The sequence below is a fragment of the Pseudomonas sp. P4_B4 genome (assembly GCF_056402255.1).
Map to the genome: position 1 here is coordinate 68875 of NZ_JBFUHS010000004.1, position 26360 is coordinate 95234.

Here is a 26360-nt window from a genome sequence, read left to right on the forward strand (position 1 = left end):
GCGGGGTTGAGGTACGAGCGTGGCGCTCGGAAACGTGGAACGCGATCGGCCCTCCGGTGAAGGAGGGCCGGTCGGTGTTACAGGAGCATGGTGCGGATGTCGCCCAGCAGATCGCTCAGACGCTTGGTGAAGCGTGCAGCAGCGGCGCCGTTGATCACACGGTGATCGTAGGACAGCGACAGCGGCAGCATCAGTTTCGGCTGGAAGGCTTTGCCGTCCCAGACTGGCTGGATGGTTGCCTTGGAAACACCGAGGATCGCCACTTCCGGCGCGTTGACGATCGGCGTGAAGCCGGTGCCGCCAATGTGGCCGAGGCTGGAAATGGTGAAGCAGGCGCCTTGCATCTCGTCCGACGAGAGCTTCTTGGTCCGGGCTTTTTCAGCCAGGGAAGCAGCCTCGGCGGCCAGTTGCAGCAGACTCTTCTGGTCGACGTTCTTGATGACCGGTACCAGCAGGCCATCCGGGGTGTCGACGGCGAAGCCGATGTTCACGTATTTCTTGCGGATGATCGCTTTGCCGCTTGGCGCCAGCGAGCTGTTGAAGTCCGGCAGTTCCTTGAGCAGGTGCGCGCAGGTCTTGAGCAGCAACGGCAGGATGGTCAGCTTGACGCCAGCCTTCTCTGCAACGGCTTTCTGGGCAACACGGAACGCTTCGAGTTCGGTGATATCCGCCGAGTCGAATTGCGTCACGTGCGGCACGTTCAGCCAGCTGCGGTGCAGGTTGGCGGCGCCGACCTGCATCAGGCGGGTCATCGGCACTTCTTCGATTTCACCGAAGCGGCTGAAGTCCACGACCGGAATCGGCGGGATGCCCGCGCCACCGGTTGCGCCAGCAGCAGCGGCCGGTGCTTCCTTGGCCTTCTGCATCATGGCCTTGACGTAAACCTGCACGTCTTCTTTCAGGATGCGACCGTGCGGACCGCTGGCACCCACTGCGTTCAGCTCGACGCCGAATTCGCGGGCCAGTTGACGCACGGCAGGGCCGGCGTGAACTTTCGCGCCAGGCTTGGCTGGTGCGGCGACCGGGGCAGAAGCAGGTGCAGCGGCGGCAGGAGCAGCAGCGGCTGGAGCAGGTGCGCTCGGAGCAGCAGCGGCAGGTGCCGGAGCAGCGGCCGGAGCGGCGCCTTTGACTTTCAGCTTGAGGATCAGGTCGCCGGTACCGACTTCGTCATCGAGCTTGATGGAAACGCTTTCCACCACGCCAGCGGCAGGCGATGGAATTTCCATGCTCGCCTTGTCGGATTCCAGGGTGATCAGCGACTGGTCGGCCACAACGGTGTCGCCGGCCTTGACCAGGACTTCGATGATCTTGGCCTTGCCCGCCGAACCGATGTCCGGAACGTGGATGTCCTGAACGCTGTCGGCAACCGGTGCAGCCGGAGCTGCTGCAGGAGCAGGCGCAGCGGCGGCAGCTGGAGCGGCAGCCTGGGCCGGAGCAGCAGCCGGTGCAGCAGCACCTGCCACTTCCAGATCCAGGATCAGGTCGCCGGTGCCGACTTCGTCGTTGAGCTTGACGCTGATGGCCTTGACCACGCCAGCGGCAGGCGACGGGATTTCCATGCTCGCCTTGTCGGATTCCAGGGTGATCAGCGACTGATCAGCTGCGACGGTGTCGCCGACCTTGACCTGGATCTCGATGATCTGGGCCTTGCCCGACGAACCAATGTCCGGCACGTGCACTTGCTGAACGCTGGCGGCAGCCGGCGCAGCAGGAGCAGGGGCGGCGGCAGGTGCAGCAGCCGGTTTGGCTTCAGCCTTGGCCGCCGGTGCGGCTGCCGCAGGGGCCGCAGCAGCGGCACCTTCGACTTCCAGCTCCAGCAGTTCGTCGCCTTCTTTCAGGCGATCGCCCAGCTTCACTTTCAGGCTCTTGATGATACCGGCCTTCGGCGCAGGCACTTCCATGCTCGCCTTGTCCGACTCAAGTGTCAGGATGCTCTGGTCGGCTTCGATACGGTCGCCGACCTTCACAAACAGTTCAATTACTTCACCTTCACCGCTGCCGATGTCAGGTACGCGAATGAGTTCGCTCACAGAATCTCTCCTCAGCAGTCCAGTGGGTTGCGTTTTTCCGGGTTGATACCGAACTTGGCGATGGCTTCGGCCACAACCTTAGGTTCGATGTCACCACGGTCAGCCAGTGCTTCCAGGGCTGCCAACACCACGAAATGACGGTCGACTTCGAAGAAATGACGCAGTTTCTTGCGGCTGTCGCTGCGGCCGAAACCGTCGGTGCCCAGGACTTTGAATTCCTTGGACGGTACCCACTGACGGATCTGCTCGGCGAACAGTTTCATGTAGTCGGTCGATGCGATGACCGGACCTTTACGGCCGTTCAGGCACTCTTCGACGTAGCTCAGCTTAGGCTTCTGGCCAGGGTGCAGACGGTTGGTGCGCTCAACGGCCAGGCCGTCGCGACGCAGTTCGTTGAAGCTGGTAACGCTCCACACGTCGGCGCCGACGTTGAACTCTTCACGCAGGATCTTCGCCGCTTCACGGACTTCACGCAGGATGGTGCCAGAGCCCATCAGCTGAACGTGGTGCGCCGCTTCGCGGTTGTCTTCTTCGAGCAGGTACATGCCTTTCTTGATGCCTTCCTCGGCACCGGCCGGCATGGCTGGCTGCTGGTACGACTCGTTCATCACAGTGATGTAGTAGAAGACGTCCTGTTGCTCTTCGGTCATCTTCTTCATGCCGTCCTGAATGATCACCGCGAGCTCGTAGCCGTAGGTTGGATCGTAGGTGCGGCAGTTCGGGATGGTCGCGGCCAGCAGGTGGCTGTGACCGTCTTCGTGTTGCAGGCCTTCACCGTTCAGGGTGGTACGGCCGGCGGTGCCGCCGATCAGGAAGCCACGGGTGCGGCTGTCGCCAGCGGCCCAGGCCAGGTCGCCGATACGCTGGAAGCCGAACATCGAGTAGAAGATGTAGAACGGCAGCATCGGCTGGTTGTGGCTGGAGTACGAAGTACCGGCAGCGATGAAGGAGCTCATGGCGCCCGCTTCGTTGATGCCTTCTTCGAGGATCTGGCCCTTCTGGTCTTCCTTGTAGAACATCACCTGGTCTTTATCGACTGGCTCGTAGAGCTGGCCGACGGAGGAGTAGATGCCCAGCTGACGGAACATGCCTTCCATACCGAAAGTACGGGCTTCGTCCGGGATGATCGGCACGATGCGCGGACCGATTTCCTTGTCCTTGACCAGTTGCGCGAGGATCCGCACGAAGGCCATGGTGGTGGAGATTTCGCGGTCGCCCGAGCCGTCCAGGATCGCCTTGAGGGTATCGAGTGGCGGGGTCGGGATGTTGAAGCTCTTGGCGCGACGCTGAGGCACGAAACCGCCCAGTGCGGTACGGCGCTCGCTCAGGTAACGGGCTTCGGCGCTGCCTTCTTCCGGTCTGAAGAACGGCAGGTTTTCCAGTTCGTCGTCCTGGACCGGGATGTCGAAACGATCGCGGAACAACTTCAGGCTGTCGACATCGACCTTCTTGGTGTTGTGCGCGGTGTTCTTCGCTTCGCCGGCGCCGGTGCCATAACCCTTGATGGTCTTGGCCAGGATGACGGTTGGTTGTTCTTTGTGGTTGACCGCTTCGTGGTAGGCCGCATAGACCTTGTACGGGTCGTGGCCGCCACGGTTGAGCTTCCAGATCTCGTCGTCGGACAGGTCTTCGACCATCGCCTTGAGTTCAGGCGTGTTGAAGAAGTGCTCGCGGACGAACGCGCCGTCTTTGGCTTTGTAGTTCTGGTACTCGCCGTCGATGACTTCGTCCATGCGACGTTGCAGGATGCCGTGGGTGTCCTTGGCCAGCAGCGGGTCCCAGAAACGGCCCCAGATGACTTTGGTCACGTTCCACTGAGCACCGCGGAACACGCCTTCGAGTTCCTGGATGATCTTGCCGTTGCCACGAACCGGGCCGTCGAGGCGCTGCAGGTTGCAGTTGATGACGAAGATCAGGTTGTCCAGCTTCTCGCGGCCAGCCAGGGAGATCGCGCCCAGGGATTCCGGCTCGTCGCACTCGCCATCGCCCAGGAAGCACCAGACTTTCTGCTTGCCGGCAGGAATGAAACCACGGTGTTCCAAGTACTTCATGAAGCGTGCCTGGTAGATCGCCTGGATCGGGCCCAGACCCATGGATACGGTCGGGAACTGCCAGAAGTCAGGCATCAGCCAAGGGTGCGGGTAGGACGACAGGCCCTGACCGTCGACTTCCTGGCGGAAGTTGTTCATCTGGTCTTCGGTGATGCGGCCTTCCATGAATGCACGGGCGTAAACGCCTGGCGAGGTGTGGCCCTGGAAGTAGATCAGGTCGCCGCCGTGTTCTTCGGTCGGGGCCTGGAAGAAGTAGTTGAAGCCGATGTCATACAGGGTCGCACTGGAGGCGAAGCTGGAGATGTGACCGCCGAGGTCAGAATCCTTCAGGTTCGTACGCATTACCATGGCCATCGCGTTCCAGCGTACCAGCGAGCGAATGCGGCGTTCCATGAACAGGTCGCCAGGCATGCGTGCTTCGTGGGTTACCGGGATGGTGTTGCGGTAAGGCGTGGTGATGGCGTAAGGCAACTGCGAACCGCTGCGGGTCGCCAGTTCACCCATACGGGTCATCAGATAGTGAGCACGGTCTTCGCCTTCTTTGTCGAGAACCGATTCCAGGGCGTCCAGCCATTCCTGGGTTTCGACGGGATCGAGGTCTTGCATGGCTTGCTCCAGGGCGGAAAGGCTTCCAGAATCGGTTGCCTGAGTTTGCGACTGGCCTTGTGGGCAGACGATATAAATTCTTGGATTGCCGATAGGTTGTTCCGGCGGCGTGTAGTTTTACTACAAATCTTCCGGCATTTCAGCCCGGCTAATGTATATACGAGTAGTAAAACTACAGGAGAGCGGCTTGTGGCCCCCGGCTGCGTTGTGAGAATAATCGTTAAGGTTGGTCTTTTTCCAACTACAAAAGGTAAAGGCTTGATGCTGGCTGCCAAAATTAAAGAAATTTCAGCTATTTCTAACTTTTGTTCGACACTCCCTCAGGTAGTGGGTTTTCGAAAACCACTACATGCAGTCCGTTGTACGCCGATCAAGGATAGACCATGAGCCTCCCTTCGCTTGCCGAACTGCCCGCCATTCTCCTGCCGTTTGTCACCCGCGCCGAGCAGTCGTTCCGGGCTGCCGTCGCCGCTCTGGACGATGCCCACGGGCTGTCTGCCTGGACGCCAGAACGCTGGGCGCAATTTGCCCGCGTCACCGCCGCCAGCGATTTCGTGATTGAACAGTGTGTTCGTGACCCTTTGATGTTGCTGGAGCTGGTGCAGTCCGGCGAACTGGACCGCCGCTTCGCCCCCGGTGAGTTGTGCGGGCAGATCGCGGCCGCCGCGAACGTGGCCGAGACCGACGATCTGCTTGGCCGCGCCTTGCGCCGCCAGCGTGCACGCCATCAAGTGCGGATCATCTGGCGCGACCTGACCCGCCAGGCCGATTTGATCCAGACCTGCCGCGACCTTTCGGACATGGCGGATGCCAGCATCGATCAGGCCTATCAATGGTTGTATGTGCGGCATTGCCAGCAGTTCGGCGTGCCGACCGGGCGGCGCAGCGGCGAGCCGCAGCAAATGGTCATTCTCGGCATGGGCAAGCTCGGTGCCGTGGAGTTGAACCTGTCGTCGGACATCGACCTGATTTTCGCCTATCCCGAGGGTGGCGAAACCGTCGGCGTGAAACGCCCGCTGGATAACCAGGAGTTCTTCATTCGTCTGGGTCAGCGGCTGATCAAGGCCCTGGACCCGATGACCGTCGACGGCTTTGTATTCCGCGTCGACATGCGCTTGCGTCCCTACGGTTCGGCGGGCGCACTGGTGCTGAGTTTCAACGCGCTGGAGCAGTATTACCAGGACCAGGGTCGCGACTGGGAACGCTACGCGATGATCAAGTCGCGCGTGGTGGCCGGCGATCAGGTGGCCGGGGCGCAACTGCAAGACATGCTGCGGCCATTCGTTTACCGGCGTTACCTGGACTTTTCGGCCATCGAAGCGCTGCGCACCATGAAGCAGCTGATCCAGCAGGAAGTGCGGCGCAAGGGCATGGCCGACAACATCAAGCTCGGTTCCGGCGGTATTCGCGAAGTCGAGTTCATTGCCCAGGCGTTCCAGCTGATCCACGGCGGCCGCGATCTGAGCTTGCAGCAGCGCCCACTATTAAAGGTGCTGAGCACGCTGGAAGGTCAGGGTTACCTGCCGCCGGCCGTGATCAGCGAGCTGCGTGAAGGTTACGAATTCCTGCGTTACACCGAGCACGCGATTCAGGCGATTGCCGATCGCCAGACGCAAATGTTGCCCAATGGCGAGCAGGATCAGGCGCGTATTGCCTTTATGCTGGGTTTCGCCAACTGGACGGCGTTCCACGAGCAACTGATGTACTGGCGCGGCCGTATTGCCTGGCACTTCGGGCAGGTGATCGCCGATCCCGATGAAGAGCAGGGCGCCGAAAGCGAAGTGGTGGTCGGTGGTGAGTGGTTGCCGCTGTGGGAAGAGGCCCAGGACGATGAGGCCGCCTGCCGCCAACTGGAGGAAGGTGGTTTCAAGGATGCCCCAAAAGCCTTGAGGGCCCTGGCCGGCTTGCGCAGCAGCCCGCAGTTGAGGGCGATGCAGCGTCTGGGTCGCGAACGTCTCGATGCTTTTATTCCGCGTTTGCTGGCGCAGGCCGTGGAACATGACAATCCGGACCTGGTACTTGAACGGGTGCTGCCGCTGGTCGAAGCCGTGGCCCGTCGTTCCGCGTACCTGGTGCTGTTGACCGAGAACCCCAGTGCGTTGCGGCGCTTGCTGACGCTGTGCGCGGCGAGCCCGTGGATCGCCGAGCAAATCACCCGCTTCCCGCTGCTGCTCGACGAATTGCTCAACGAAGGCCGGCTGTTCAAGCCGCCACTGGCGCCAGAACTGGCGGCAGAGTTGCGCGAGCGCCTGACACGGATTCCCGAGGATGACCTCGAACAGCAAATGGAAGCCCTGCGCCACTTCAAACTGGCGCACCGCTTGCGGGTGGCTGCCTCGGAAATCGCCGGCAGCCTGCCGCTGATGAAGGTCAGCGATTACCTGACCTGGCTCGCCGAAGCGATCCTGGAGCAAGTGCTGGCACTGGCCTGGCGCCAGACCGTGGCCAAGTACGGCACGCCGCTGCGCACCGATGGCACTTTGTGCGATCCCGGGTTCATCATTGTCGGTTATGGGAAAGTCGGCGGCCTGGAACTCGGGCATGGTTCGGACCTGGACCTGGTGTTCATCCACGACGGCGATCCGCAGGCTGAAACCGATGGCGTCAAACCCATCGATGGTGCGCAATTTTTCACCCGGCTGGGGCAGCGGATCATTCACTTGCTGACGGCGCAGACCAACTCCGGGCAGCTGTATGAAGTGGACATGCGTCTGCGGCCGTCCGGGGCGTCGGGGTTGCTGGTGAGTTCCCTGGGGGCGTTTGCCCGTTATCAGGAGAACGAAGCCTGGACCTGGGAACACCAGGCGCTGGTGCGGGCGCGGGTGTTGGTGGGCAGTCAGGATGTCGGCCAGGCCTTCGAGAAAGTCCGCGCTGCGATATTGGGCAAGACCCGTGATCTGCCGACCCTGCGCCAGGAGGTCAGTGAGATGCGCGCCAAGATGCGCGATAACCTTGGCAGCAAGAGCACGGCGGCCGGCACCGGGGCAAATGCCTTCGAAGCCACGGTGCCGTTCGATATCAAGCAGGACGCCGGAGGTATCGTCGATATTGAATTTATGGTGCAATACGCGGCCCTGGCGTGGTCCGAAACACACCCGCCATTGCTGCGCTGGACGGACAACATCCGCATTCTGGAAGGGCTGGAGCATGAAGGGCTGATGCCCGTCGAAGATGCCAGCCTGTTGCGTGAAGCGTATAAAGCTTACCGCTCCGCCGCCCACCGGCAGGCCTTGCAGAAGGACCCCGGGGTGATACCGGGCGACCAGTTCGCAGACGAACGGCAGCAGGTCATGCGGATCTGGCGTGAGCTGGGGCTGAGCTGAAACGCTCCGGTTGGAACGAAGAGATTCAAATGTGGGAGCGAGCCTGCTCGCGATGAAGTCGTCACAACCAGCATCTATGCTGACGGTCAGGCCGCTTTCGCGAGCAGGCTAGCTCCCACGGTAGATCTGCGGTGTTTTGTAGAATTCTCGAGGCGGGGAGGCATAGGCCTCCCCGGTTCGTTTATGGAAACCACATGAAAATTCTGATCGTTGGGCCCAGTTGGGTCGGTGACATGGTGATGGCGCAGACACTTTTCCAGTGTCTGAAACAACGCCACCCGCAATGCGAAATCGACGTGCTGGCCCCCGAGTGGAGCCGGCCGATTCTTGAGCGCATGCCCGAAGTTCGCCAGGCCTTGAGCTTTCCGCTCGGTCACGGTGTCCTGGAGCTGGCAACGCGTCGGCGCATCGGCAAATCCCTGGCTGGCCAGTACGACCAGGCGATCCTGTTGCCCAACTCCCTGAAGTCGGCGCTGGTGCCGTTCTTTGCCGGCATCCCGAAGCGCACCGGCTGGCGTGGCGAATTCCGCTATGGCCTGCTCAACGACGTGCGCACGCTGGACAAGGATCGTTACCCGTTGATGATCGAGCGCTTCATGGCCTTGGCGTTTGAGCCGGGCGTTGAGCTGCCAAAGCCGTATCCGCGTCCGAGCCTGCAGATCGACCCGGTTACCCGCGAAGCTGCACTGGCCAAATTCGGCCTGGCCCTCGACCGTCCGGTGTTGGCCCTGTGCCCCGGCGCCGAGTTTGGTGAGTCCAAGCGCTGGCCGTCCGAGCATTACGCCAAGGTTGCCGAAGCGAAGATCCGCGAAGGCTGGCAAGTCTGGCTGTTCGGTTCGAAAAACGATCACGCCGTGGGCGAAGACATCCGCGCGCGGCTGATTCCCGGCCTGCGTGAAGAGTCAGTGAACCTCAGTGGCGGCACCTCGCTGGCCGAAGCCATTGACCTGATGTCCTGTGCCGATGCGGTGGTGTCCAACGACTCCGGATTGATGCACGTTGCCGCCGCCCTGAATCGCCCGCTGGTCGCGGTCTACGGCTCGACGTCACCAGGTTTCACACCACCATTGGCCGAGCACGTTGAAGTCGTTCGCCTGGGTATCGAATGCAGTCCATGCTTCGACCGCACCTGCCGTTTCGGCCATTACAACTGCCTGCGCCAACTCATGCCGCAAGCGGTGAACGAAGCCCTGCAGCGGTTGCAAGGCACTCCGGTCGAGGTCAAATAGCTTGCGGGTTCTGTTGATCAAGACTTCTTCGCTGGGCGACGTCATTCATGCGTTGCCGGCGTTGACCGACGCGGCGCGGGCGATTCCCGGCATCAAATTCGACTGGGTGGTGGAAGAAGGCTTTGCCGAAATCCCGACCTGGCATCCTGCGGTGGGCAAGGTGATTCCGGTGGCGATCCGTCGCTGGCGCAAAAACATCTGGCAGACCATCAAGAGCGGTGAGTGGAAACGCTTCAAGCAAAGCGTTCGCGCCACCAAATATGACTTGGTGATCGACGCCCAGGGCTTGCTGAAAAGCGCCTGGCTGACCCGTTACGTCAAGGCCCCGGTGGCCGGTCTCGATAAAAACTCGGCGCGCGAGCCCATCGCTGCGCGCTTTTACGATCGACGCCTGGCCGTTGCCCGTGGGCAGCACGCGGTGGAGCGAGTGCGTCAGTTGTTCGCCATCGCGCTGGGCTATGACTTGCCCAAAGGCCTGGGCGACTACGGCCTGAATATCGAGCGCCTGGTGGAATTGCCGCGCAAGAACCCGTACGTGGTGTTTCTGCATGGCACCACCTGGGACACCAAGCACTGGCCCGAAGCCTATTGGCGCGAGCTGACCGAACGGGTCGGCTACCTGGGCGTAGGGGTGAAGCTGCCCTGGGGCAATGCCCTGGAGAAAGCCCGGGCCGAGCGCATCGCTGCCGGTTTCAAACACGCCGAAGTGTTGCCCAAATTGAACCTGGCCGGTGTCGGCAAGGTGCTGGCGGGCGCGCAAGCCTGCGTGGCGGTGGACACCGGCCTGGGCCATCTGGCCGCCGCGCTGGATGTGCCGACGCTGTCGCTGTTCGGCCCGACCAACCCGGGCCTGACCGGCGCCTATGGCAAAGTGCAGATTCACATGGCCAGCGACTTCCCTTGTGCACCGTGCCTGCAAAAGAAATGCACTTACCAACCGACGGCCGAAGATGGCCGTCAGTTTGACCTGAAACGCGAGTGGCCGTTGTGCTTCACGCGTCTGAATCCCGAGCGTGTCGCGAGCCGACTGAGCACGTTGTTAATGGCTGAGGAGCTGCGCTGATGCAATTGGCATTTGTCCTGTACAAATATTTTCCGTTTGGCGGCTTGCAGCGCGATTTCATGCGAATCGCCCTGGAGTGCCAGAAGCGCGGCCATCAGATTCGCGTCTACACGCTGATCTGGGAGGGCGACGTACCGCCGGGTTTCGAAGTGCTGGTGGCGCCGGTCAAGGCGTTCTTCAACCATCGCCGCAACGAGAAGCTCAGCGAGTGGATGGAAGCGGACCTGGCCAAGCGTCCGGTCGACCGCCTGATCGGCTTCAACAAGATGCCGGGCCTGGACGTCTACTACGCCGCCGACGGCTGTTTCGAAGACAAGGCGCAGAACTTGCGCAATTCGCTGTATCGCCGTTGGGGCCGTTATCGCCACTTCGCCGAATACGAGCGGGCGGTGTTCGCCAAGGACGCCAAGACCGAAGTGTTGATGATTTCCGAGGTCCAGCAACCGCTGTTCATCAAGCATTACAACACGCCGCTGGAACGCTTCCACCTGCTGCCACCGGGCATCGCCCAGGACCGTCGCCGACCGGTCGATGCCGATGAAATTCGCGCAGGGTTCCGCGCGGAATTCGACCTCAAGGACGACGAACTGCTGTTGGTGCAGATCGGCTCCGGGTTCAAGACCAAAGGTGTGGACCGCAGCCTCAAGGCATTGGCGGCATTGCCCGCTGATCTGAAGAAGCGCACTCGCCTGTTTGTAATCGGTCAGGACGACCCCAAATTATTCCAGATGCAGAGCGCGACACTGGGGCTTGGCGATAACGTCACGTTCCTCAAGGGGCGTAGCGATATCCCGCGCTTCCTGCTGGGCGCCGATCTGTTGATTCACCCGGCGTACAACGAAAACACCGGCACGGTTTTGCTCGAAGCGCTGGTGGCCGGCTTGCCAGTGCTGGTGAGCGCAGTGTGCGGTTACGCCCATTACATTGCCGAGGCCGACGCGGGCCTGGTGCTGGACGAACCGTTCGATCAGGCACAGCTGACGCAATACCTGACCGGCATGTTGAACGACACTCAAGCAAGGGCGGCCTGGAGCCGCAATGGTCTGGCCTTCGCCGAAACAGCCGACCTCTACAGCATGCCGCAGCACGCGGCCGATGTGATTCTGGCGGAGCACGCTTAAATGAAGTTGATGCTGGCTGAACCGTTCAAGAGCCTCTGGGCCGGACGCGACCCGTTCGCCGAAGTCGAGGGGCTCAAGGGCGAGGTGTACCGCGAGCTGGAAGCGCGCCGGACATTACGCACGGAAGTCGACGGCAACGGGTTTTTCGTGAAAATCCACCGTGGCATCGGCTGGGGCGAAATCTTCAAGAACCTGCTCACTGCCAAGCTTCCTGTACTGGGTGCCGGTCAGGAGTGGCAGGCCATTCAGCGCCTGCAGGAAGCCGGCGTGCCGACCATGACTGCCGTCGCGTATGGCGAGAAGGGCAGCAACCCGGCCGACCAGCACTCGTTCATCGTCACCGAGGAGCTGGCGCCCACGGTCAGCCTCGAAGACTTCAGTATCAACTGGATCAAGCAGCCGCCCGAGCCAAAACTCAAGCGCGCGCTGATCGCCGAAGTCGCACGCATGACCGGCATGATGCACCGCGCCGGGGTCAACCACCGCGACTGCTACATCTGCCATTTCCTGCTGCACACCGACAAGCCGGTGACCGCCGACGACTTCAAGCTTTCGGTGATCGACCTGCACCGCGCCCAGACCCGCCCGGCGATCACCTCGCGCTGGCGTAACAAGGACCTGGCCGCACTGTACTTTTCCGCGCTGGACATCGGCCTGACCCGCCGCGACAAGCTGCGTTTCCTCAAAGGCTATTTCCAGCAGCCGCTGCGTCAGATCCTGATTGAACAGGCGTCTTTGCTGGCATGGCTCGACGGCAAGGCCAACAAGCTCTATGAGCGTAAACAACGATACGGGGATGCGCTCTGATGTCGGGTTGGAAACTGGAACCGGCCTACAGCGACCTGGCCGATGACTTTGGCAGCCTCGAGGCTGTGTTTGCGCTGCAAGGCGAGCGCTTGACCAGTGACCTGCTCTCGGAGGTCATCCGTGTCGAGCGCAATGGCGTCAACTATTACGTCAAACGGTATGTGGGCGCTGGCAAAGGCTTGCGGCGTTACCTGGGCAAGCCTCGGGTGAAGATGGAATGGCAGAACCTCAAGCGCTTCGCCAAGTGGGGCATCCCCACTGCCGAAGTGGTGGCCTGGGGGCTGGAACGACGCGGTGTGGCCTACGCTCGCGGCGCGATGATTACCCGGGAGCTGCCTCGTACCGAAGACTTGTCGGCACTGGCCGAGCGTCGCGACCCGAAACTGTCGGATCGCGCCTGGGTCGATACCGTCAGTCGTCAGCTGGCCGAATACACCCGGACCATGCACGACCACCGCTTCACCCATAATGATTTGAAGTGGCGCAACCTGCTGATCGACGATGAGGCTCGAGTGTTTTTGATCGATTGCCCCAACGGCGATTTCTGGCGCGGTTTCTGGCTCAAGTACCGCATCACCAAGGATCTGGCGTGCCTGGACAAGGTCGCCAAGTATCAACTGTCGGCGACCCAGCGCCTGCGCTTTTACCTGCAATACCGCAACCGGCCCCGGCTCAATGCTGCGGACAAGAAACGCATCCGGCACGTGGTGAGATTTTTCGAGGGGCGCGAATGACTGATTTTCTGGCCGCTGAAGACCGTGCGCTGCTGGAGCGCCATGGCCTCGGCACGTTCGAGGCGCTCTGGGCCAAACAGCTCGATGCGGTGGACGAGCCAAACACCGGTCGCGGCGGCTGGAGCAGCGTGTTTCGGCTGGATCTGGAAGGTCAGGGTTTCTATCTCAAGCGTCAAAGCAACTACCTGACCCGCACCTTGCGCGCACCGTTCGGCGAACCGAGTTTCGCTCGCGAGTTTCGCAACATCTCCCGTTACCGGAAGATGGGGATTCCGGCGCTGGAAGCGGTGTTCTACGGGGAGCGCAAGGTCGATGGTGAAGTCCGGGCGATCCTGTTGACCCGCGCCCTGGATGGTTGGGACGACCTCGAATCGCTGTTACAGCGCTGGGATGAACTGAGCCCTGAGCAGCACTCGGAAATCCTCAAGGCCAGTGGCGAATTGGCCAGGCAACTGCACGCTGCACGCCAGGTGCACGGATGCTTCTATCCCAAGCATATTTTCATGCGCGCCACCGGCAACGGCTATCAGGCTCAATTGATCGATCTGGAAAAGACCCGACCACTGCTGTACGGGCAGCGTGACCGAATCAAGGACTTGGAACCGCTGGCGCGCCGCGCGCCCGAGTGGGGAGAGTCGCAACTGCGGCAATTGCTGGCCGCCTATCTGGATCAACCACAGGACAGCTCGTTGATCGACAGCTGGCTGGGGCGTTTGACGACGCGGCGCAGCCAAAAGGGACCACGCTGATGCGTTTATCCGAGTTGAAGTCCGCCGGCCGCAACCCGGCGTTGCCGCTGAGCGTTTCGCTGGCTGATGCCGCCGGCCCCGCCGAGTTACAACTGCTGAGCCTTTTGCGGGTATTGCCGGGGCAGCGTTATGTCGGTGCCGGTGTCTGGCGTGGCCGACCGGTGTTGGCCAAGTTGCTGGTCGGCAGCAAGGCTGCGCGGCACTTCCAGCGTGAGCTGGACGGCGTGCGTTTGCTTGCCGCTCAAGGATTGACCACGCCGCAGCTGTTGGCCGATGGCCTGAAAGAGGGTGAGGGTGGTTGGCTGCTGTTCGAGTTTCTGGAAGGCGCCGAAAGCCTGGGTGATACCTGGAAGCAGGTTGAGCAGCAGCCCGTGCTGTCCGATGGGCAAGGAGCGGTGCTGGCCGAGGCGTTAGGTGCCATCGGTCAAATGCACCGCAAAGGACTGTGGCAGGAAGACCTGCACCTGGACAACCTGCTGCGTCAGCGTGGTCGTCTGTACTTGATCGACGGCGCCGGGATTTGCTCCGAAACGCCGGGGCAGCCGCTGTCACGGCAGAAGGTCCTGGAGAACCTCGGGGTGTTCTTCGCCCAGTTGCCGAAGTCGATTGAGCCCTTCATTGAAGAGTTGCTGGTGTATTACCTGCTGAGCAACGGCGAACACGCCTTGCCCATGGAGGCGCTGCAGAAGCAGATCGACAAGGTCCGCAGCTGGCGCCTCAAAGACTTCCTGATCAAGGTCGGCCGCGAGTGCACGCTGTTCAGCGTCCAGCGCGGGGCGTTCGGCTTGCAGGCGATTCGCCGCGAGGAAGAAGCGGCCATGCTACCGGTGCTGGAGCAGGCCGATGACTTGCTTGACCAGGGGCATCTGTACAAGACCGGCGGTGCGGCGAGCGTCGGCAAGGTCGAGGTCGATGGCCGCACGCTGGTGATCAAGCGCTACAACATCAAGGGTTTTGCCCACTGGCTCAAGCGTTTCTGGCGCCCGAGCCGAGCCTGGCATTCGTGGCGCGAAGGCAATCGCCTGGCGTTCTTCGGGATTGCCACGCCCAAGCCGCTGGCGTTGCTGGAAAAGCGTTTTCTGTGGCTGCGCAGTCGGGCTTACCTGATCACCGAGTATCTGCCGGGGCCGGACATCATCGAGCGTTTTGCGCCCTATGTTGAACGTGGCGATGCACCGGAAGCCGAGCTGGTGGCGCTGGATCACCTGTTCTCCGAGTTGATTCGCTTACGCATCAGCCACGGCGACTTCAAGGGACATAACCTGTTCTGGCAGCAGGATCGCTGGGCGTTGATCGACCTCGATTCGATGTGCCAGCACGGCTCCCTCGGCAGTTTCGCCCCGGCGTATGCCAGGGATCGCGCGCGGTTCATGCGCAATTGGCCTGAAGGTAGCGCCCTTTATCAGGTCATCGATCAGCGTTTGCCCAAAGACATCTCCAGCGCCGGCTGAATCGGACCTCCGGTCCTTTCGTCGGAACTGCCAGCCGAGAAGGGCGACAGGTTCTTGTGATCCGTCCTACGCGATCTTGGGAAATCATGAACTGTGGCCGAAATCGCCCCGATGCTAGTTTGCCTGACGTTCTCGGAGGTCAGGCTGTGACGATCAAAATGGCAGTTTCAGCGGGTGTTTTATCAGTGTCGCTAATGGGCTGCGGGACCGCCGCCACCGTCCTGCAGGATGAAGCCGAAGCCGCGCAGGGGCTGCGCCGGCAAAAGACCTATTGCCAGTCCATTCCCCGGGTCTACAGCGGCCTCGCTTACGACTTCTGTGTATTAAATGCGCCGCCAGACCCTACGGGTTTCCTTGTACCACTCGTATTGCTGGACTTGGCCGTGTCTGGCGCGCTGGACACCGTTGTCTTGCCGTACACGATTTACCGGCAAAGCGTGGACGGCAATATCCTTGTCTACTGGCGGCCTTCGCGTGGTTAAAAGTAATCTCAACGTCGCCCCCGCAGTTGCTGGCCGCTTGCGGCTAGAGGCTTGCCGCTGCTTTTACGCTATAATCCCGCCCTTTAGCTGTCTCTCGCCCATTGCGAGGGCACATTAATTTTTGAGGCGCTTGCGCCTGCATGCAGACTAAAGAGGCTAGACCCCTGTGGCATTGACGATTCTTGGCCTGTCCGGCGCCCTTAGCCATGATCCTTCCGCAGCCCTGTACATCGACGGCAAGCTGGTCGCGGCGGCTGAAGAGGAACGCTTCGTACGCGATAAACATGCAAAGAACCGCATGCCCTACGAATCGGCAAAATTCTGCCTGGAACAGGCCGGTATCAAGCCGTCCGATGTCGACGTGGTAGCGATCCCATTCGCACCGATCAGCCTGTTCGGCAAGGCCCGCTGGCAGTACGCCAAGCGTTACTGGTACGCCCCGGACCGTGCACTCGACGCGATCCTGATGGGCAATCGTCGCTACAAGCGCTATCGCAACAAGATCGTCTGGTGCCTGGAGCAACTGGGTTTTGATCCGAAGAAGATCAAGATCGAGCCGGTCGAACACCACCTGGCCCACGCCTCCAGCGCTTATCACTGCTCCGGTTTCAAAGAGAAAACCGCGATCCTGGGCATTGACGGCAAGGGCGAGTACGCCACGACCTTCTTCGGTTATGGCGAAAACGGCAAGATCCACAAGATCAAGGAATTCTTCGATCCGGACTCCCTCGGCGGCCTGTACGGCGCGATTACCGAGTTCCTCGGTTTCGATATGCTCGACGGTGAGTTCAAGGTCATGGGCATGGCGCCGTACGGCGACGCCAGCAAATACGATTTCTCGCGCCTGGCTTCGTTCGAAAACGGCGAGCTGGTAATCAACACCGACTACGCCAACGTCATCGGCCTGCGTCGCTACAAAGAGAAGGGCAAGGGTTATTACTTCTCGCCGAAGCTGATCGAGTGGCTGGGTCCCAAGCGCGAAGGCGACATCGCCGACGAGCCTTACATCCACTACGCCGCGAGCATTCAAGCGCTGTTCGAAAAAATTGCGCTGCAGATGATCGACTACTACCTGGGTGACGTGCTCAAGGAAACCGGCAAACTGGCCTACGCCGGTGGCTGTGCGTTGAACGTCAAGCTGAACCAGAAGATCATCGCCCGCGACGACGTCAAAGAGCTGTTCGTACAGCCGGCGTCCGGCGATGCCGGCACCGCGGTCGGCGCGGCAGCCTATGTTTCCCATGCCCGTGGCGTACCAGTCGAGAAGATGGAACACGTCTACCTCGGCCCGTCGTACAGCAACGAAGATGTTATCGCTGCGTGCGCCCGTCACGAGAACAAGCCAACCTGGCGCAAGCTCGACAACATGCCGGAGCAGATCGCCAAGATCATGGTCGACGGCAACCCGGTGGCCTGGTTCCAGGGCCGCATGGAGTTCGGTCCGCGTGCACTGGGTGGTCGCTCGATCATCGGTTGCCCGAGCATTGCGGGCGTGGCTGACCGGATCAACCACCAGATCAAGTTCCGCGAGCGCTGGAGGCCTTTCTGCCCGTCGATGCTCGACACCGTGGCGCCGCAGATGATCAAGATCGATCACCCGGCTCCATTCATGACCTTCACCTTCGAAGTGGCGGAAGAATGGAAAACCCGCGTGCCGGAAGTCGTCCATGAAGACGGCACCTCCCGTGCCCAGGTGCTCAAGCGCGAATACAACCCGCGCTACTACGACATGATGAAAGCGCTGGAAGTGCTCACCGGCAACGGCGTGTCGCTCAACACCTCGCTCAACCGTCGCGGCGAGCCGATGATCTGCTCGCCGACCGACGCCCTGAACATGTTCTTCGGTTCGGATCTACAGTATCTGATCATGGAAGACATCCTGGTGGTCAAAGAGGGCGCGAACGCCTATGACACGTTCGGCTGAACGTCATGTGCTGCAGTTCTGCCACGGCTATGACGGGCCGTTCCTGGACTGCGCACGGCAGTACGCCAGCCTGTTCGCGGGGACCGGTTATCGAGTGACCACGGTGTTTCTCACCGGGGTTGCCGATGCCGAAGTCGCCGCGGGCTGCGCTTCCGATGAAGTGCTGTTCATGGAGTACAGCTCCAAGGCCATTCGCGGCTTGAAGCTGGGAGCCATCGGCGATCTGCGCAAGATCGCCGCGTCGCGCAACTTCAGTTTCTGCATCGCTCACCGCTTCAAGCCGATCTATATCGCCTTGCTCGGTACGTCGTTGCCGGTGATTGGCGTGCATCACGCTTTTGACGATTACAAACGTGGCAGCCGTAAACTGTTCGCGCATATCTTTCGCAGGCGTCTGAGCCTGCTCGGTGTGTCCGACGCGGTGCGCGACGACATGCGCCAATGCCTGCCGAAGTGGCCGGCTTCGCGAATTCAGACCTTGTACAACCGCATCGATGTGGACGCCTTGCAGGCGACCCAGGTGTCGGCTCGCGAGGCCCGGGAAACCCTCGGGCTGGCGGCGGATGCCTGGATCGTCGGCAACGTCGGACGGCTGCATCCGGACAAAGACCAGGCTACGTTGCTGCAGGGTTTCGCCGAGGCGTTGCCGGGGTTGCCGGCCAACAGCCAGCTGGTGATTCTCGGTAAGGGGCGTCTGGAGGAGAACCTCAAGGCTCAGGCCCGGGAGCTGGGTATCGGTGACCGGGTTCTGTTCCTCGGTCAGGTGCCGGATGCGCGCAACTACTTCCGGGCCTTCGATGTGTTCGCCCTGAGTTCCGATCACGAACCGTTCGGCATGGTGCTGCTGGAGGCCATGGCCGCTGGCGTACCCTTGCTCGCCACGGCCTGCGGCGGAGCGAAAGAGGTGGTCGAAAGCGTGGGCATCCTGTTCCCGTTGGGCGATGCGGAGCGTCTGGCCCAGGGGCTGCAACATCTGGCCGGCATGGATGATCAGCAACGCCGGCAGTGTGCCGAGTTGATGCTCGAGCGCTTGCGCGAACGCTTCTCCGATCGCGCAGTGCGCGATGCTTTCTGGCACTTGCCGCACGTTACCGAACTGGCACCGAGGGGCTGATGCTCAACCGATTTCAAGGCTGGCGCGAGCGTGGCTGGGCGGTAGTCGACGCCTCGACTTACGCCGAAACCTGGCAGCGTTATGGCGGCAGTGTCGCGACTCATCCCGTGGTGGTCGAGCGGCTGGCGCAACTGGCCGACATTCCGGTGCGTTACCTGGCTTGGGTACAGGGTGAAGAGGTCAAGGCGGCGATCCCGACCTGGGGCCGCGACCTGGCCTTGTCCAAGGACGTGCTCAAGCGTCGTGGCAAGAAAGGTCTGTTCGATCTGGGCAACGCCGAAATCATCCTGCCGGCCGCTGCCGATACCCAGGCGCCTTTGCGCCATCGCGCGCGGTACCTGTCGGCGCTGAACGAAGGCCGTTTCACTGGCATCAAGTTGCAGACCGAACAACTGGCCATGGCCCGCACACCCGAAGAACTGTCGAAAAAATTTCGCTATAACCAGCGCCGCGAATTGCGCTTGCTGGAAGAGGCCGGTGGCGTGGTGCGGCCGGTGTCCGAATTTTCCAGCTTCGATCTGGCGGCGATTTACTGCGACCTGTTCCAGCGCCGCTGGGGTTTCCCGGCGACGGGTGCCGAACGCATGGCCGAGGTCATCGAGTTGCTGCGCGAGTTGCTGATCGGTTCGGTGATTTTCCTCAACGATGCGCCGATTGCGATTCAGCTGGTATACCGAGTCGAAACCCCGCAATGGATCAGCGTCGAGTACATCAACGGCGGGGTCGATCCGCAAACCCGTGAGTTCAGCCCCGGCAGCGTGCTGAGTTTCCTCAATACGCAAAGCGCCTGGGAGCATGCCCGGGCGCAAGACAAACCGTTGCGCTTTTCCTTCGGTCGCGCCGACCGTGAATACAAGGATCGCTGGTGCAACCCCGTGCCGGTCTTCACCGTATGAGCCAAGCCATGAGCCGCAAACAGCAACTGCTCAAGCGCCATCGGCGCAATAAACGTATCGGCCTGTTGATTGCGCTGGCGTTGTTGATCGTCATGGGTGTGACGGTGGCGTGGTGGTTGCCGCTGATGCTGGCGGTTCTGGGCTGGATTGCCCACGAAGCCTGGTTTGCCGATCATCTGTTCTACTCACCGAAAGACGATTACCAGTACAGCTTTCCTCCCTACACGCCCCAGCCCAAGGTGCACCTGAGCGGTGAACATTTGCGGCTGGACGAAGGGGTGATGCTGGTCGACGACGCGACGCTGGTGCTGGCCCTGCGGGTGAAAAGCACCTGGCTGGGTCGTTTTCTCGATCCGGTGGTCGAGTTGGCGGGGGGCGAAAACCCTGACCGACAAACCTTCGAACGGGGCGTGAACGGCCTGCGTTACCTCAATCTCAGTGGTCAGGCTCAGGCGCTGTCCCGTGGTGACCTGCGCTTGCGCGGGCGTTTCTGTCGTGTGTTCGGTGAGCCTGTGCTGTGGGCACTGGAACATCCGGATTACCGGCGTCAGCGGGTCATGGTCATCGCGCCCCACGCCGATGACGCCGAACTGGCGGCCTACGGTTTGTACAGTCAGGCCGACGAAACCTGGATCGTCACACTGACAGCGGGTGAAATCGAAGCCGAACACTTTCAGCAGATGGGCCTGAACAAGGTCGATGCGGCCCGCTTGAAGGGTCGTCTGCGCACCTGGGACAGCATCGCGGTGCCACGTTGGGCCGGTGTACCCGAGGCTCACTGCGTACAACTGGGTTATTTCTGCCTGCAACTGGCGAGCATGCAGGCCGCGCCTGCGGTGGCGGCGGGATCGCGGGAAGCGGACCTGGGCGACACCCGGCTGTTCCGTCAGTTGAATCCTTTCACGCTGCCCGGCGATACCGATGGCGCGCCGACCTGGAACAATCTGCTGGCGGATCTGCGTGAGTTGCTGCTGCGGGCCAGGCCCGAGGTCATCGTCCTGCCGCATCCGACCCTCGATCCGCATCCCGATCATATCTGCGCCCAGGCAGCAGTCCTCGAAGCCTTGCAAGGGCTGGACTGGCAGCCGACCACGCTATTGGGCTATGCCAACCATCTGCACGACAACGATCGCTGGCCGATGGGCGATACCGGTGATGGCATCGCCTTGCCGCCCGCCTTCGATTCGTCCCAGCCGATGCAGCCTTATTGCCTGCCGATGCCGCTGGAGCAACAGCGAGACAAAGCCATGGCGTTGGGCATGATGCACGACCTGCAACCGGCGATGCCGTTCAAGCGCCGCTTGCGTCGGTTGATTCAACGGATGTTGACCGGCCGGTTGCCGCCCACCTATGGCCAGAACGAATTCTTTCGCAAGGCAGTCCGGCGCCACGAGCTTTTGTGGTCCCTCAAGCACACACCAGGCAATGTTTCTCAGCGGGGAGAGTTATGAGTCAGCGGTTAAAGGTCCTGCAACTGCAGCCTGACTACAACGTCAAAGCCCATGATTTCGCCGACCTCGCGGAGCAAATCGTCAAGGCCCTGCCCAGTGATCGCTATGAAGTGACCGCCGCGTTTCTGCGCGGCAAACCCGGGCCGGGTGAAGCGGTGAGCCGGGCCGACCGTTCGGTGTACTTCGAGTTTTCCGACAAGTCCCTCAAGGGCATGCGCCTGCGGGCCATGTGGCAGCTGTACAAGTTCTGCCGTCGGGAAAAATTCGATGTGGTGATCTGCAACCGCTTCAAGCCGGTGAACATGATGCTGGCGCTCAACCGCTGGTTGAAAGTGCCGTTGTGCATCGGCATTTCCCACGGCTTTGGCGAGTACGACCGTTTTTATCGGCGCCGCCAGACCCAGCGCCTGATCGATCGTCACTGGCGTTTCGTCGGCGTGTCGCCAGCGGTGAAGCAGTATCTGCTGGACTGTGACTGCGGCTTCACTGACCAGAATACCTACGCCATCACCAATGCCATCGACATCGAGCAAGCCGAAGGCCTGCAACACAGTCGTGAAAAGGCCCGTGAACTGTTGGGCATCGATCCGTCGGTGCGACTGATCGGTGCGTTGGGGCGACTGGTGCCGGTCAAGGGGCATATCTATTTGCTGCAAGCCTTTGCCGCGCTCAAGGACAAATACCCGAATACCCAGTTGGCGATCATTGGTGCCGGCCGCGAAGAATCGCGCCTGGCTGCGGAAATCGACCGCCTCGGCCTCAGCGGTCGCGCGCATTTGCTGGGTTTCAAGGAAATCGCCCTGCAGTACATTCGCGCTTTCGATATCTGGACCATGCCTTCTTTGGCCGAAGGCCTCGGGCTGGCGCTGCTTGAAGGCATGAGCGGGCATTTGCCGGTGATTGCTTCGAACGTGCCGGCCATGTTGCCGCTCATCGAGGGCGCCGGCGGCCTGGCGATTACGCCGAAGGATGTGCCGACGCTGCAGGCGGCGCTGGACACTTACCTCGGGCTGTCGGATGACGAGCTCAAGGCCAAGGGCGAGCAGGCCTTCCGTTATCTGCAGCAACACCATGACATCGAGGAGTTCCGTCGCGAATACCTCAATCTGATCGACTCCGGCCTGGAACAGGCCCGCAAGGAGCAGCCATGAACGACGCGCAACCCATCGTCACGGTCATCATCGCGTCTTACAACCACGCCCCTTACATCGAGGAAAGCATTCTCAGCGTCCTCAACCAGACCTATCGGAACATCGAGTTGCTGGTGGTCGATGATGGCTCGAAAGATGACAGCGTCGAGCGGATCAAGGCGTTGCAGGTCATCCATGGTTTCGACTTCCGGGTTCAGGAAAACCAGGGGCTGACCAATACACTCAACGGTGCGATTGCCCGGGCAAAGGGCAGCCTGATCGTGCCGTTCGGTTCGGATGACATCATGCTGCCGGAGCGAATCGCCACCCAGGTCGCTCATATGGACGGCAAGCCCGAGGTCGGCATTTGTGCCGGTAACATCGAGCTGATCGACGCCGACGGCAATCTCTACCCCGAGAAGCGCCAGCGCCGGGATGTGCCGTTCCGTCGCCTGGACTTCGATGACATGTTCCTGGAGCGCAAGCCCTATCCTCCGGCCCCCACCCTGATGATCCGTCGCGAAGCGCTGGACAAGGTGGGCGGTTTCGACCCGACCATTCGCTTGGAAGACTTGCTGATCGAGTTGAAGGTGACCCATGCCGGTTACTTCATCGACGGTCTGAACGTGTTGATGGCGCGCTATCGCAAGCACGCCACCAACTCCTACAAGAACCACCGCTTCATGATCGACAGCATCCTGCGCACCTACGCGCTCTTCAGCGATCACCCGCTGTATGACGAGGTGCGCTACAAGTTTCTCAATTCCATGTTCCTCAAGACCGCCAACCGTGATCGCAAGCTGGCGCGGGAGTTGCTGGCGCAGATTCCGTTCAAGGCCTGGAACAAGAAAACTTGGCGTGGGTTGGGCCGGATGTATTTCTCACGGTTGGAGAAAGACTGAGCCATAGGCTGGATTCAAGGGGGAGAGCGCAGGCGCGGGATGTTTCGCGGCGACTTGCCACGACGATTGCTCAACGTTGTTGAGCCGTCTCCTCCAAAAGTTCTTTCCTCGGCTTCCTGTTCTGGCGTAACCAGTGCAGGGTTTTCTTGCCAGCATTGATACCGGGCATTTCGATGTACAGGTAAGTCAGGCTGCTGATGATGATCAGCAGGCAACTGCACACGGCCAGCAACGGCAGGAAGACCCAGGCTTCCCGGGCGTCAAGATGCAATATCGGCGGCAGTCGCTGCACCAGTATCCAGAGCACGAAACCGTGCAGCAAATACGTGCTGTAGCTGATTTCCCCCAGCCAGCGGATGCTGCGTGGCCTCAGGGCGCCGAACAAGGTATTGCCGGACGCCACGATCACAAAAAACAGTGAAAGCAGCAGCAGCGCTCCCGGATTGAATGCCCGGCTGAACACCGTAAAGGCGATCGCCAAAGCGAGCAGGGCGATGATGCCCGCCAGCGGAGACAGGCTCCAGGCGACCCATTGTGGACGGCGAATCCAGTACGCCGCGGCAATGCCGCCGAGGAAACTGGCCAGGATGTGCTTCTTCAGCGAGTGTTCCCAGCCGACCATCTGGTACAGGGCGTAGATGCCGATCAGGCACAGCACCGTCTGCATCCGGCCGCCGCGATAAATGAACACCATGCCGGCCAGTGGCAGGGCCAGGTAGAAAAACACCTCGTACCCCAGCGTCCAGGTGACGTTGGAGATCAACATGCCGGTCTGGTGGTACTGGTTGACGTCTGGCCGCTCGAAGGTCAGCCAGGCCAGGGTCTGACCAAAGAGTTGGGTGACGGAATCCTTGAGTTCCCAGCCCTGCAAATAAAACACGCTGACAAACACGGCCAGCATCAGCGGCAGGTAGAGCGGGTAGAGGCGAAACAGCCGCGATAGCGCAAACGCCAGCCAGTCGTGTTGCCGTCCGTGGGTGAGCAAGCGGTCCCAGAACAAAAACCCGGTGATCATGAAAAAGAGGGCAACGCTGCCTTGGCCGAGCTGCGAGTAGAAATTGCTCGGCGGAAAATCGATCACACCGGTCTGCAGAAAGATCCAGGTAATGATCGAGTGGTGCACAAACACACCGAAGGCCAGATACCCGCGTAAGCCGTCGATGCCGGCAAAGCGGCTTTCACCGCGATGCTCCAGCTGTCGGGTGAATCTCGGCACGGTGCGCAGCAGTAGAGCAGCGGTCGCGATGGCGAGCAGGTAGGCCGTCATCGCGATAAGCGGGTTGGTTTCTGTCATCGGTGAGCCTGGGCCGGAGGGCTTCCGGCCAGCACTTGCCTGTGCAAATTATCCACGTCGGATTTTGAAGCCGCCGCGGCGTATCCCTGCAGCAGCGCTTCGAAGTGGTCGTCGAACAGCCAGTGCCGATCTTCTGCGTAGCGCTGCATATGGCGCAGATTACGTCGGCGCAGGGAAGGGCTCAACGATGAAGGGTATATTCGCAGGTCGGCCAGGTCGATCAGGCCGAACTCGCCGTCCTCCAGCACCAGCACATTGCCCAGGTGCAGAGAGCGGAAGTAGACCCCTTGCTGATGCAATTGAGCCATGAACTTGCCGAAACGCTCCACCAGTGCCTGGCGCACCGCTGGTGCGGTGATGCCTTGCAGGATCTGGCGCAGCGTGTTGCCTGGCAACGGAGAGTAGTGGACTGCGGTGCTGCCGTCTTCGAACCGGTAGAGGTCGAGGATGTGCGGTGTCGGGATGCCCCTGTTGCGCAGTTGCACGCTGTTGACGGCAAAACGCTCGGAATAGGGCGTGAAACTGCCCGAGGTATACCAGCGGCGGCGGCGGAACAGCTTGAGAAAGCTGCCATCGCTCAGGCGCAGGACTTTGGGGCCCAAACCATCCTCTTCGATGATCCGGGCATCGGCAGTCAGCTGTTGCAGGGCGCTTGGCGTCGCGCTCTTGATCGGCCTGTCCAGCAGGCGCCTGGCCCGTTGATTGATGCTCAATGCGGCAATCAGTGCCAAGGGGATCCACAGCAGGTACCAGTGCTCCTTGGGGCGAGAGATAATCCCGCCACCTTCGGTCAGGCCCGCACCGATACCGAAGGCCAGCCAGGCTGAGGCAATGATAAACAGCGGTTGCACGCGATGGCGCCAGCTACTGATGAAGCTCCACGCGAGGAAGAACAGCCATGGCAGCAGTCCGATAATGCCGACGTAGTAGAGCACGCCCAGGGCAAAGCTATGGGGCTCCTGAAGGCTGTAGCCGACGCCTGGGTCCAGGGCCAGCTCGGCGTTGTAGCCGTGCCCGATCCATGGATGATCTGCGATCTTGTCCAAGGTCATCTGCCAGATCTCGATACGGAAGGAGCTGCCTCTTTCGATGATTTTGTGTGTAAACAGCACGAACGTCGCCGTTCCGGCGATGAGCATGGAGCCGAGCATGAAGACCGAGCGTCGATTCCAGCAGATGAAACACAGCCACAGCGCAGCCAGCGTCAGTGCAACCAGTGGGGTTCTGGAGCCGGTGGCCAGCACTGTGGCGAACATGATCACCATCGCCGGTATGCTCAACCAGAGTACCTGGCGTCGCTTGCAGGTCATGCTCAGGCTCAGCCAGTAGGTACAGAAAAAGCCGAAAACGTGGGAGCTGAGCAGTGGACTGTCGAACGCGCCTGCACCGATCAGGCGCATTTCCGGTTGGTAGATCTGGCCGAACCTGTACAGGTTGTAGACAGAGGCGATCAGCGCCGCCATCGCGGCGCAAAACACCAGGGGCTGAATGATTTCGCTGCGATAGCGTACCAGCAGGTAGCAGCCGACGAACAACATCAGGGTATGCAATGGCGGTTTGAACTCACCAAACCCGATGTCGTCGCCTGGCCCCCAGTACAGGCTGAGCAGTGCCCAGGCCAGAAATAGCAGGACTGCGATGGCGATCGGTTCGTGCAGCAGTTCTTTGCTGAACCGCGGACGCAGGCACAGTGCAATCAGTGTCGGAATGCTGAACAGGCCATAGTAAAGCTTGTGATGCACGCTGCGCCCCGGCAGGAAAAACAGTGCACAAAGCAGCAATAAATAACCGAGCGGAAGGATCCACAAACAAATGAAATCGAAGATTCTATTGGACGTGCTGTACAAAGCGTTTAATTGCATGCTGAGTAACTTATTCCTAAATTGAGCGACCGTACCAAGGCAGGGACATCTGGTGGCGAGTTAACGCGCCACAATACACAGACTGTATGCGATTGCCAGAACCCAGGGGAAGCTGTGCTAAAGTCAGCGTCCTTTTCATCG

General features: G+C 60.9%; 19 protein-coding genes. 15 read left to right on the plus strand and 4 right to left on the minus strand.

Translation table 11 applies throughout. The features are described 5' to 3' along the window. Positions 1 to 77: 77 nt before the first annotated feature. On the minus strand, positions 78 to 2030 hold the full coding sequence (aceF, locus tag AC1DVE_RS06625; RefSeq protein ID WP_223461457.1) for a dihydrolipoyllysine-residue acetyltransferase: 1953 nt from the start codon (positions 2028 to 2030) through the stop codon (positions 78 to 80). An 11-nt stretch (positions 2031 to 2041) separates the two neighbouring features. Then, positions 2042 to 4687 (minus strand): pyruvate dehydrogenase (acetyl-transferring), homodimeric type, encoded by a 2646-nt coding sequence (gene aceE, locus AC1DVE_RS06630; RefSeq protein WP_223461459.1) that lies wholly within the window; start codon positions 4685 to 4687, stop codon positions 2042 to 2044. Between the two features lie 383 nt (positions 4688 to 5070). Here aceE and glnE point away from each other — a divergent pair, with 383 nt between their 5' ends. The 15 genes from glnE (at position 5071) to AC1DVE_RS06705 (ending at position 23063) form a co-directional block, all read left to right on the plus strand. Next, positions 5071 to 8010, plus strand: coding sequence for a bifunctional [glutamate--ammonia ligase]-adenylyl-L-tyrosine phosphorylase/[glutamate--ammonia-ligase] adenylyltransferase (glnE, locus tag AC1DVE_RS06635; RefSeq protein WP_223461461.1), 2940 nt, complete (start codon positions 5071 to 5073; stop codon positions 8008 to 8010). Between the two features lie 194 nt (positions 8011 to 8204). After that, positions 8205 to 9239 (plus strand): lipopolysaccharide heptosyltransferase II, encoded by a 1035-nt coding sequence (waaF, locus tag AC1DVE_RS06640; protein WP_046039741.1) that lies wholly within the window; start codon positions 8205 to 8207, stop codon positions 9237 to 9239. A gap of 1 nt (position 9240) precedes the next feature. Next, positions 9241 to 10302, plus strand: a complete 1062-nt coding sequence (gene waaC / locus AC1DVE_RS06645; protein WP_223461463.1) for a lipopolysaccharide heptosyltransferase I — start codon at positions 9241 to 9243, stop codon at positions 10300 to 10302. Next, positions 10302 to 11423: a glycosyltransferase family 4 protein gene (locus AC1DVE_RS06650; RefSeq protein WP_223461465.1), complete on the plus strand. Its 1122-nt coding sequence runs from the start codon at positions 10302 to 10304 to the stop codon at positions 11421 to 11423. Before waaC ends, AC1DVE_RS06650 begins: the two co-directional genes overlap by 1 nt. Next, a complete protein-coding gene (gene rfaP, locus AC1DVE_RS06655; protein WP_223461466.1) occupies positions 11424 to 12230 on the plus strand; it encodes a lipopolysaccharide core heptose(I) kinase RfaP in 807 nt (268 codons plus the stop codon). Beyond that, on the plus strand, positions 12230 to 12964 hold the full coding sequence (locus tag AC1DVE_RS06660) for a lipopolysaccharide kinase InaA family protein (RefSeq protein WP_223461468.1): 735 nt from the start codon (positions 12230 to 12232) through the stop codon (positions 12962 to 12964). The genes rfaP and AC1DVE_RS06660 overlap by 1 nt, the downstream gene beginning before the upstream one ends. After that, complete coding sequence (locus AC1DVE_RS06665; RefSeq protein ID WP_223461469.1) at positions 12961 to 13713, plus strand: lipopolysaccharide kinase InaA family protein; 753 nt, start codon at positions 12961 to 12963, stop codon at positions 13711 to 13713. Before AC1DVE_RS06660 ends, AC1DVE_RS06665 begins: the two co-directional genes overlap by 4 nt. After that, positions 13713 to 15164, plus strand: coding sequence for a lipopolysaccharide kinase InaA family protein (locus tag AC1DVE_RS06670; protein WP_223461470.1), 1452 nt, complete (start codon positions 13713 to 13715; stop codon positions 15162 to 15164). Before AC1DVE_RS06665 ends, AC1DVE_RS06670 begins: the two co-directional genes overlap by 1 nt. A gap of 146 nt (positions 15165 to 15310) precedes the next feature. Beyond that, complete coding sequence (locus AC1DVE_RS06675) at positions 15311 to 15646, plus strand: YceK/YidQ family lipoprotein (RefSeq protein WP_223461472.1); 336 nt, start codon at positions 15311 to 15313, stop codon at positions 15644 to 15646. A gap of 166 nt (positions 15647 to 15812) precedes the next feature. After that, positions 15813 to 17570, plus strand: a complete 1758-nt coding sequence (locus tag AC1DVE_RS06680) for a carbamoyltransferase family protein (protein ID WP_223461474.1) — start codon at positions 15813 to 15815, stop codon at positions 17568 to 17570. Then, a complete protein-coding gene (locus AC1DVE_RS06685; protein WP_223461475.1) occupies positions 17554 to 18684 on the plus strand; it encodes a glycosyltransferase in 1131 nt (376 codons plus the stop codon). The genes AC1DVE_RS06680 and AC1DVE_RS06685 overlap by 17 nt, the downstream gene beginning before the upstream one ends. Continuing rightward, complete coding sequence (locus AC1DVE_RS06690) at positions 18684 to 19580, plus strand: antimicrobial resistance protein Mig-14 (protein WP_223461476.1); 897 nt, start codon at positions 18684 to 18686, stop codon at positions 19578 to 19580. Before AC1DVE_RS06685 ends, AC1DVE_RS06690 begins: the two co-directional genes overlap by 1 nt. Positions 19581 to 19588: 8 nt before the next feature. Then, positions 19589 to 21031: a PIG-L deacetylase family protein gene (locus AC1DVE_RS06695; protein WP_223532258.1), complete on the plus strand. Its 1443-nt coding sequence runs from the start codon at positions 19589 to 19591 to the stop codon at positions 21029 to 21031. Next, positions 21028 to 22182, plus strand: a complete 1155-nt coding sequence (locus tag AC1DVE_RS06700) for a glycosyltransferase family 4 protein (RefSeq protein ID WP_223461480.1) — start codon at positions 21028 to 21030, stop codon at positions 22180 to 22182. The genes AC1DVE_RS06695 and AC1DVE_RS06700 overlap by 4 nt, the downstream gene beginning before the upstream one ends. After that, on the plus strand, positions 22179 to 23063 hold the full coding sequence (locus tag AC1DVE_RS06705) for a glycosyltransferase (RefSeq protein WP_223461482.1): 885 nt from the start codon (positions 22179 to 22181) through the stop codon (positions 23061 to 23063). Before AC1DVE_RS06700 ends, AC1DVE_RS06705 begins: the two co-directional genes overlap by 4 nt. 70 nt (positions 23064 to 23133) lie before the next feature. Here the strand turns inward: AC1DVE_RS06705 and AC1DVE_RS06710 are convergent, their stop codons facing one another. Beyond that, complete coding sequence (locus tag AC1DVE_RS06710; RefSeq protein WP_223461483.1) at positions 23134 to 24357, minus strand: acyltransferase family protein; 1224 nt, start codon at positions 24355 to 24357, stop codon at positions 23134 to 23136. After that, complete coding sequence (locus AC1DVE_RS06715) at positions 24354 to 26219, minus strand: bifunctional O-antigen ligase/aminoglycoside phosphotransferase family protein (RefSeq protein ID WP_223532256.1); 1866 nt, start codon at positions 26217 to 26219, stop codon at positions 24354 to 24356. The genes AC1DVE_RS06710 and AC1DVE_RS06715 overlap by 4 nt, the downstream gene beginning before the upstream one ends. Positions 26220 to 26360 lie beyond the last annotated feature (141 nt).

Bases quoted from the DNA above. Each gene is read 5' to 3' on its own strand.
- AC1DVE_RS06650 (WP_223461465.1), top strand. From the start codon at position 10,302: ATGCAATTGGCATTTGTCCTGTACAAATATTTTCCGTTTGGCGGCTTG.
- rfaP (WP_223461466.1), top strand. From the start codon at position 11,424: ATGAAGTTGATGCTGGCTGAACCGTTCAAGAGCCTCTGGGCCGGACGC.
- AC1DVE_RS06705 (WP_223461482.1), top strand. From the start codon at position 22,179: ATGAACGACGCGCAACCCATCGTCACGGTCATCATCGCGTCTTACAAC.
- AC1DVE_RS06700 (WP_223461480.1), top strand. From the start codon at position 21,028: ATGAGTCAGCGGTTAAAGGTCCTGCAACTGCAGCCTGACTACAACGTC.
- glnE (WP_223461461.1), top strand. From the start codon at position 5,071: ATGAGCCTCCCTTCGCTTGCCGAACTGCCCGCCATTCTCCTGCCGTTT.
- waaF (WP_046039741.1), top strand. From the start codon at position 8,205: ATGAAAATTCTGATCGTTGGGCCCAGTTGGGTCGGTGACATGGTGATG.
- AC1DVE_RS06690 (WP_223461476.1), top strand. From the start codon at position 18,684: ATGCTCAACCGATTTCAAGGCTGGCGCGAGCGTGGCTGGGCGGTAGTC.
- AC1DVE_RS06665 (WP_223461469.1), top strand. From the start codon at position 12,961: ATGACTGATTTTCTGGCCGCTGAAGACCGTGCGCTGCTGGAGCGCCAT.
- AC1DVE_RS06685 (WP_223461475.1), top strand. From the start codon at position 17,554: ATGACACGTTCGGCTGAACGTCATGTGCTGCAGTTCTGCCACGGCTAT.
- AC1DVE_RS06670 (WP_223461470.1), top strand. From the start codon at position 13,713: ATGCGTTTATCCGAGTTGAAGTCCGCCGGCCGCAACCCGGCGTTGCCG.
- AC1DVE_RS06710 (WP_223461483.1), bottom strand. From the start codon at position 24,357: ATGACAGAAACCAACCCGCTTATCGCGATGACGGCCTACCTGCTCGCC.
- aceE (WP_223461459.1), bottom strand. From the start codon at position 4,687: ATGCAAGACCTCGATCCCGTCGAAACCCAGGAATGGCTGGACGCCCTG.
- AC1DVE_RS06660 (WP_223461468.1), top strand. From the start codon at position 12,230: ATGTCGGGTTGGAAACTGGAACCGGCCTACAGCGACCTGGCCGATGAC.
- AC1DVE_RS06695 (WP_223532258.1), top strand. From the start codon at position 19,589: ATGAGCCGCAAACAGCAACTGCTCAAGCGCCATCGGCGCAATAAACGT.
- AC1DVE_RS06715 (WP_223532256.1), bottom strand. From the start codon at position 26,219: ATGCAATTAAACGCTTTGTACAGCACGTCCAATAGAATCTTCGATTTC.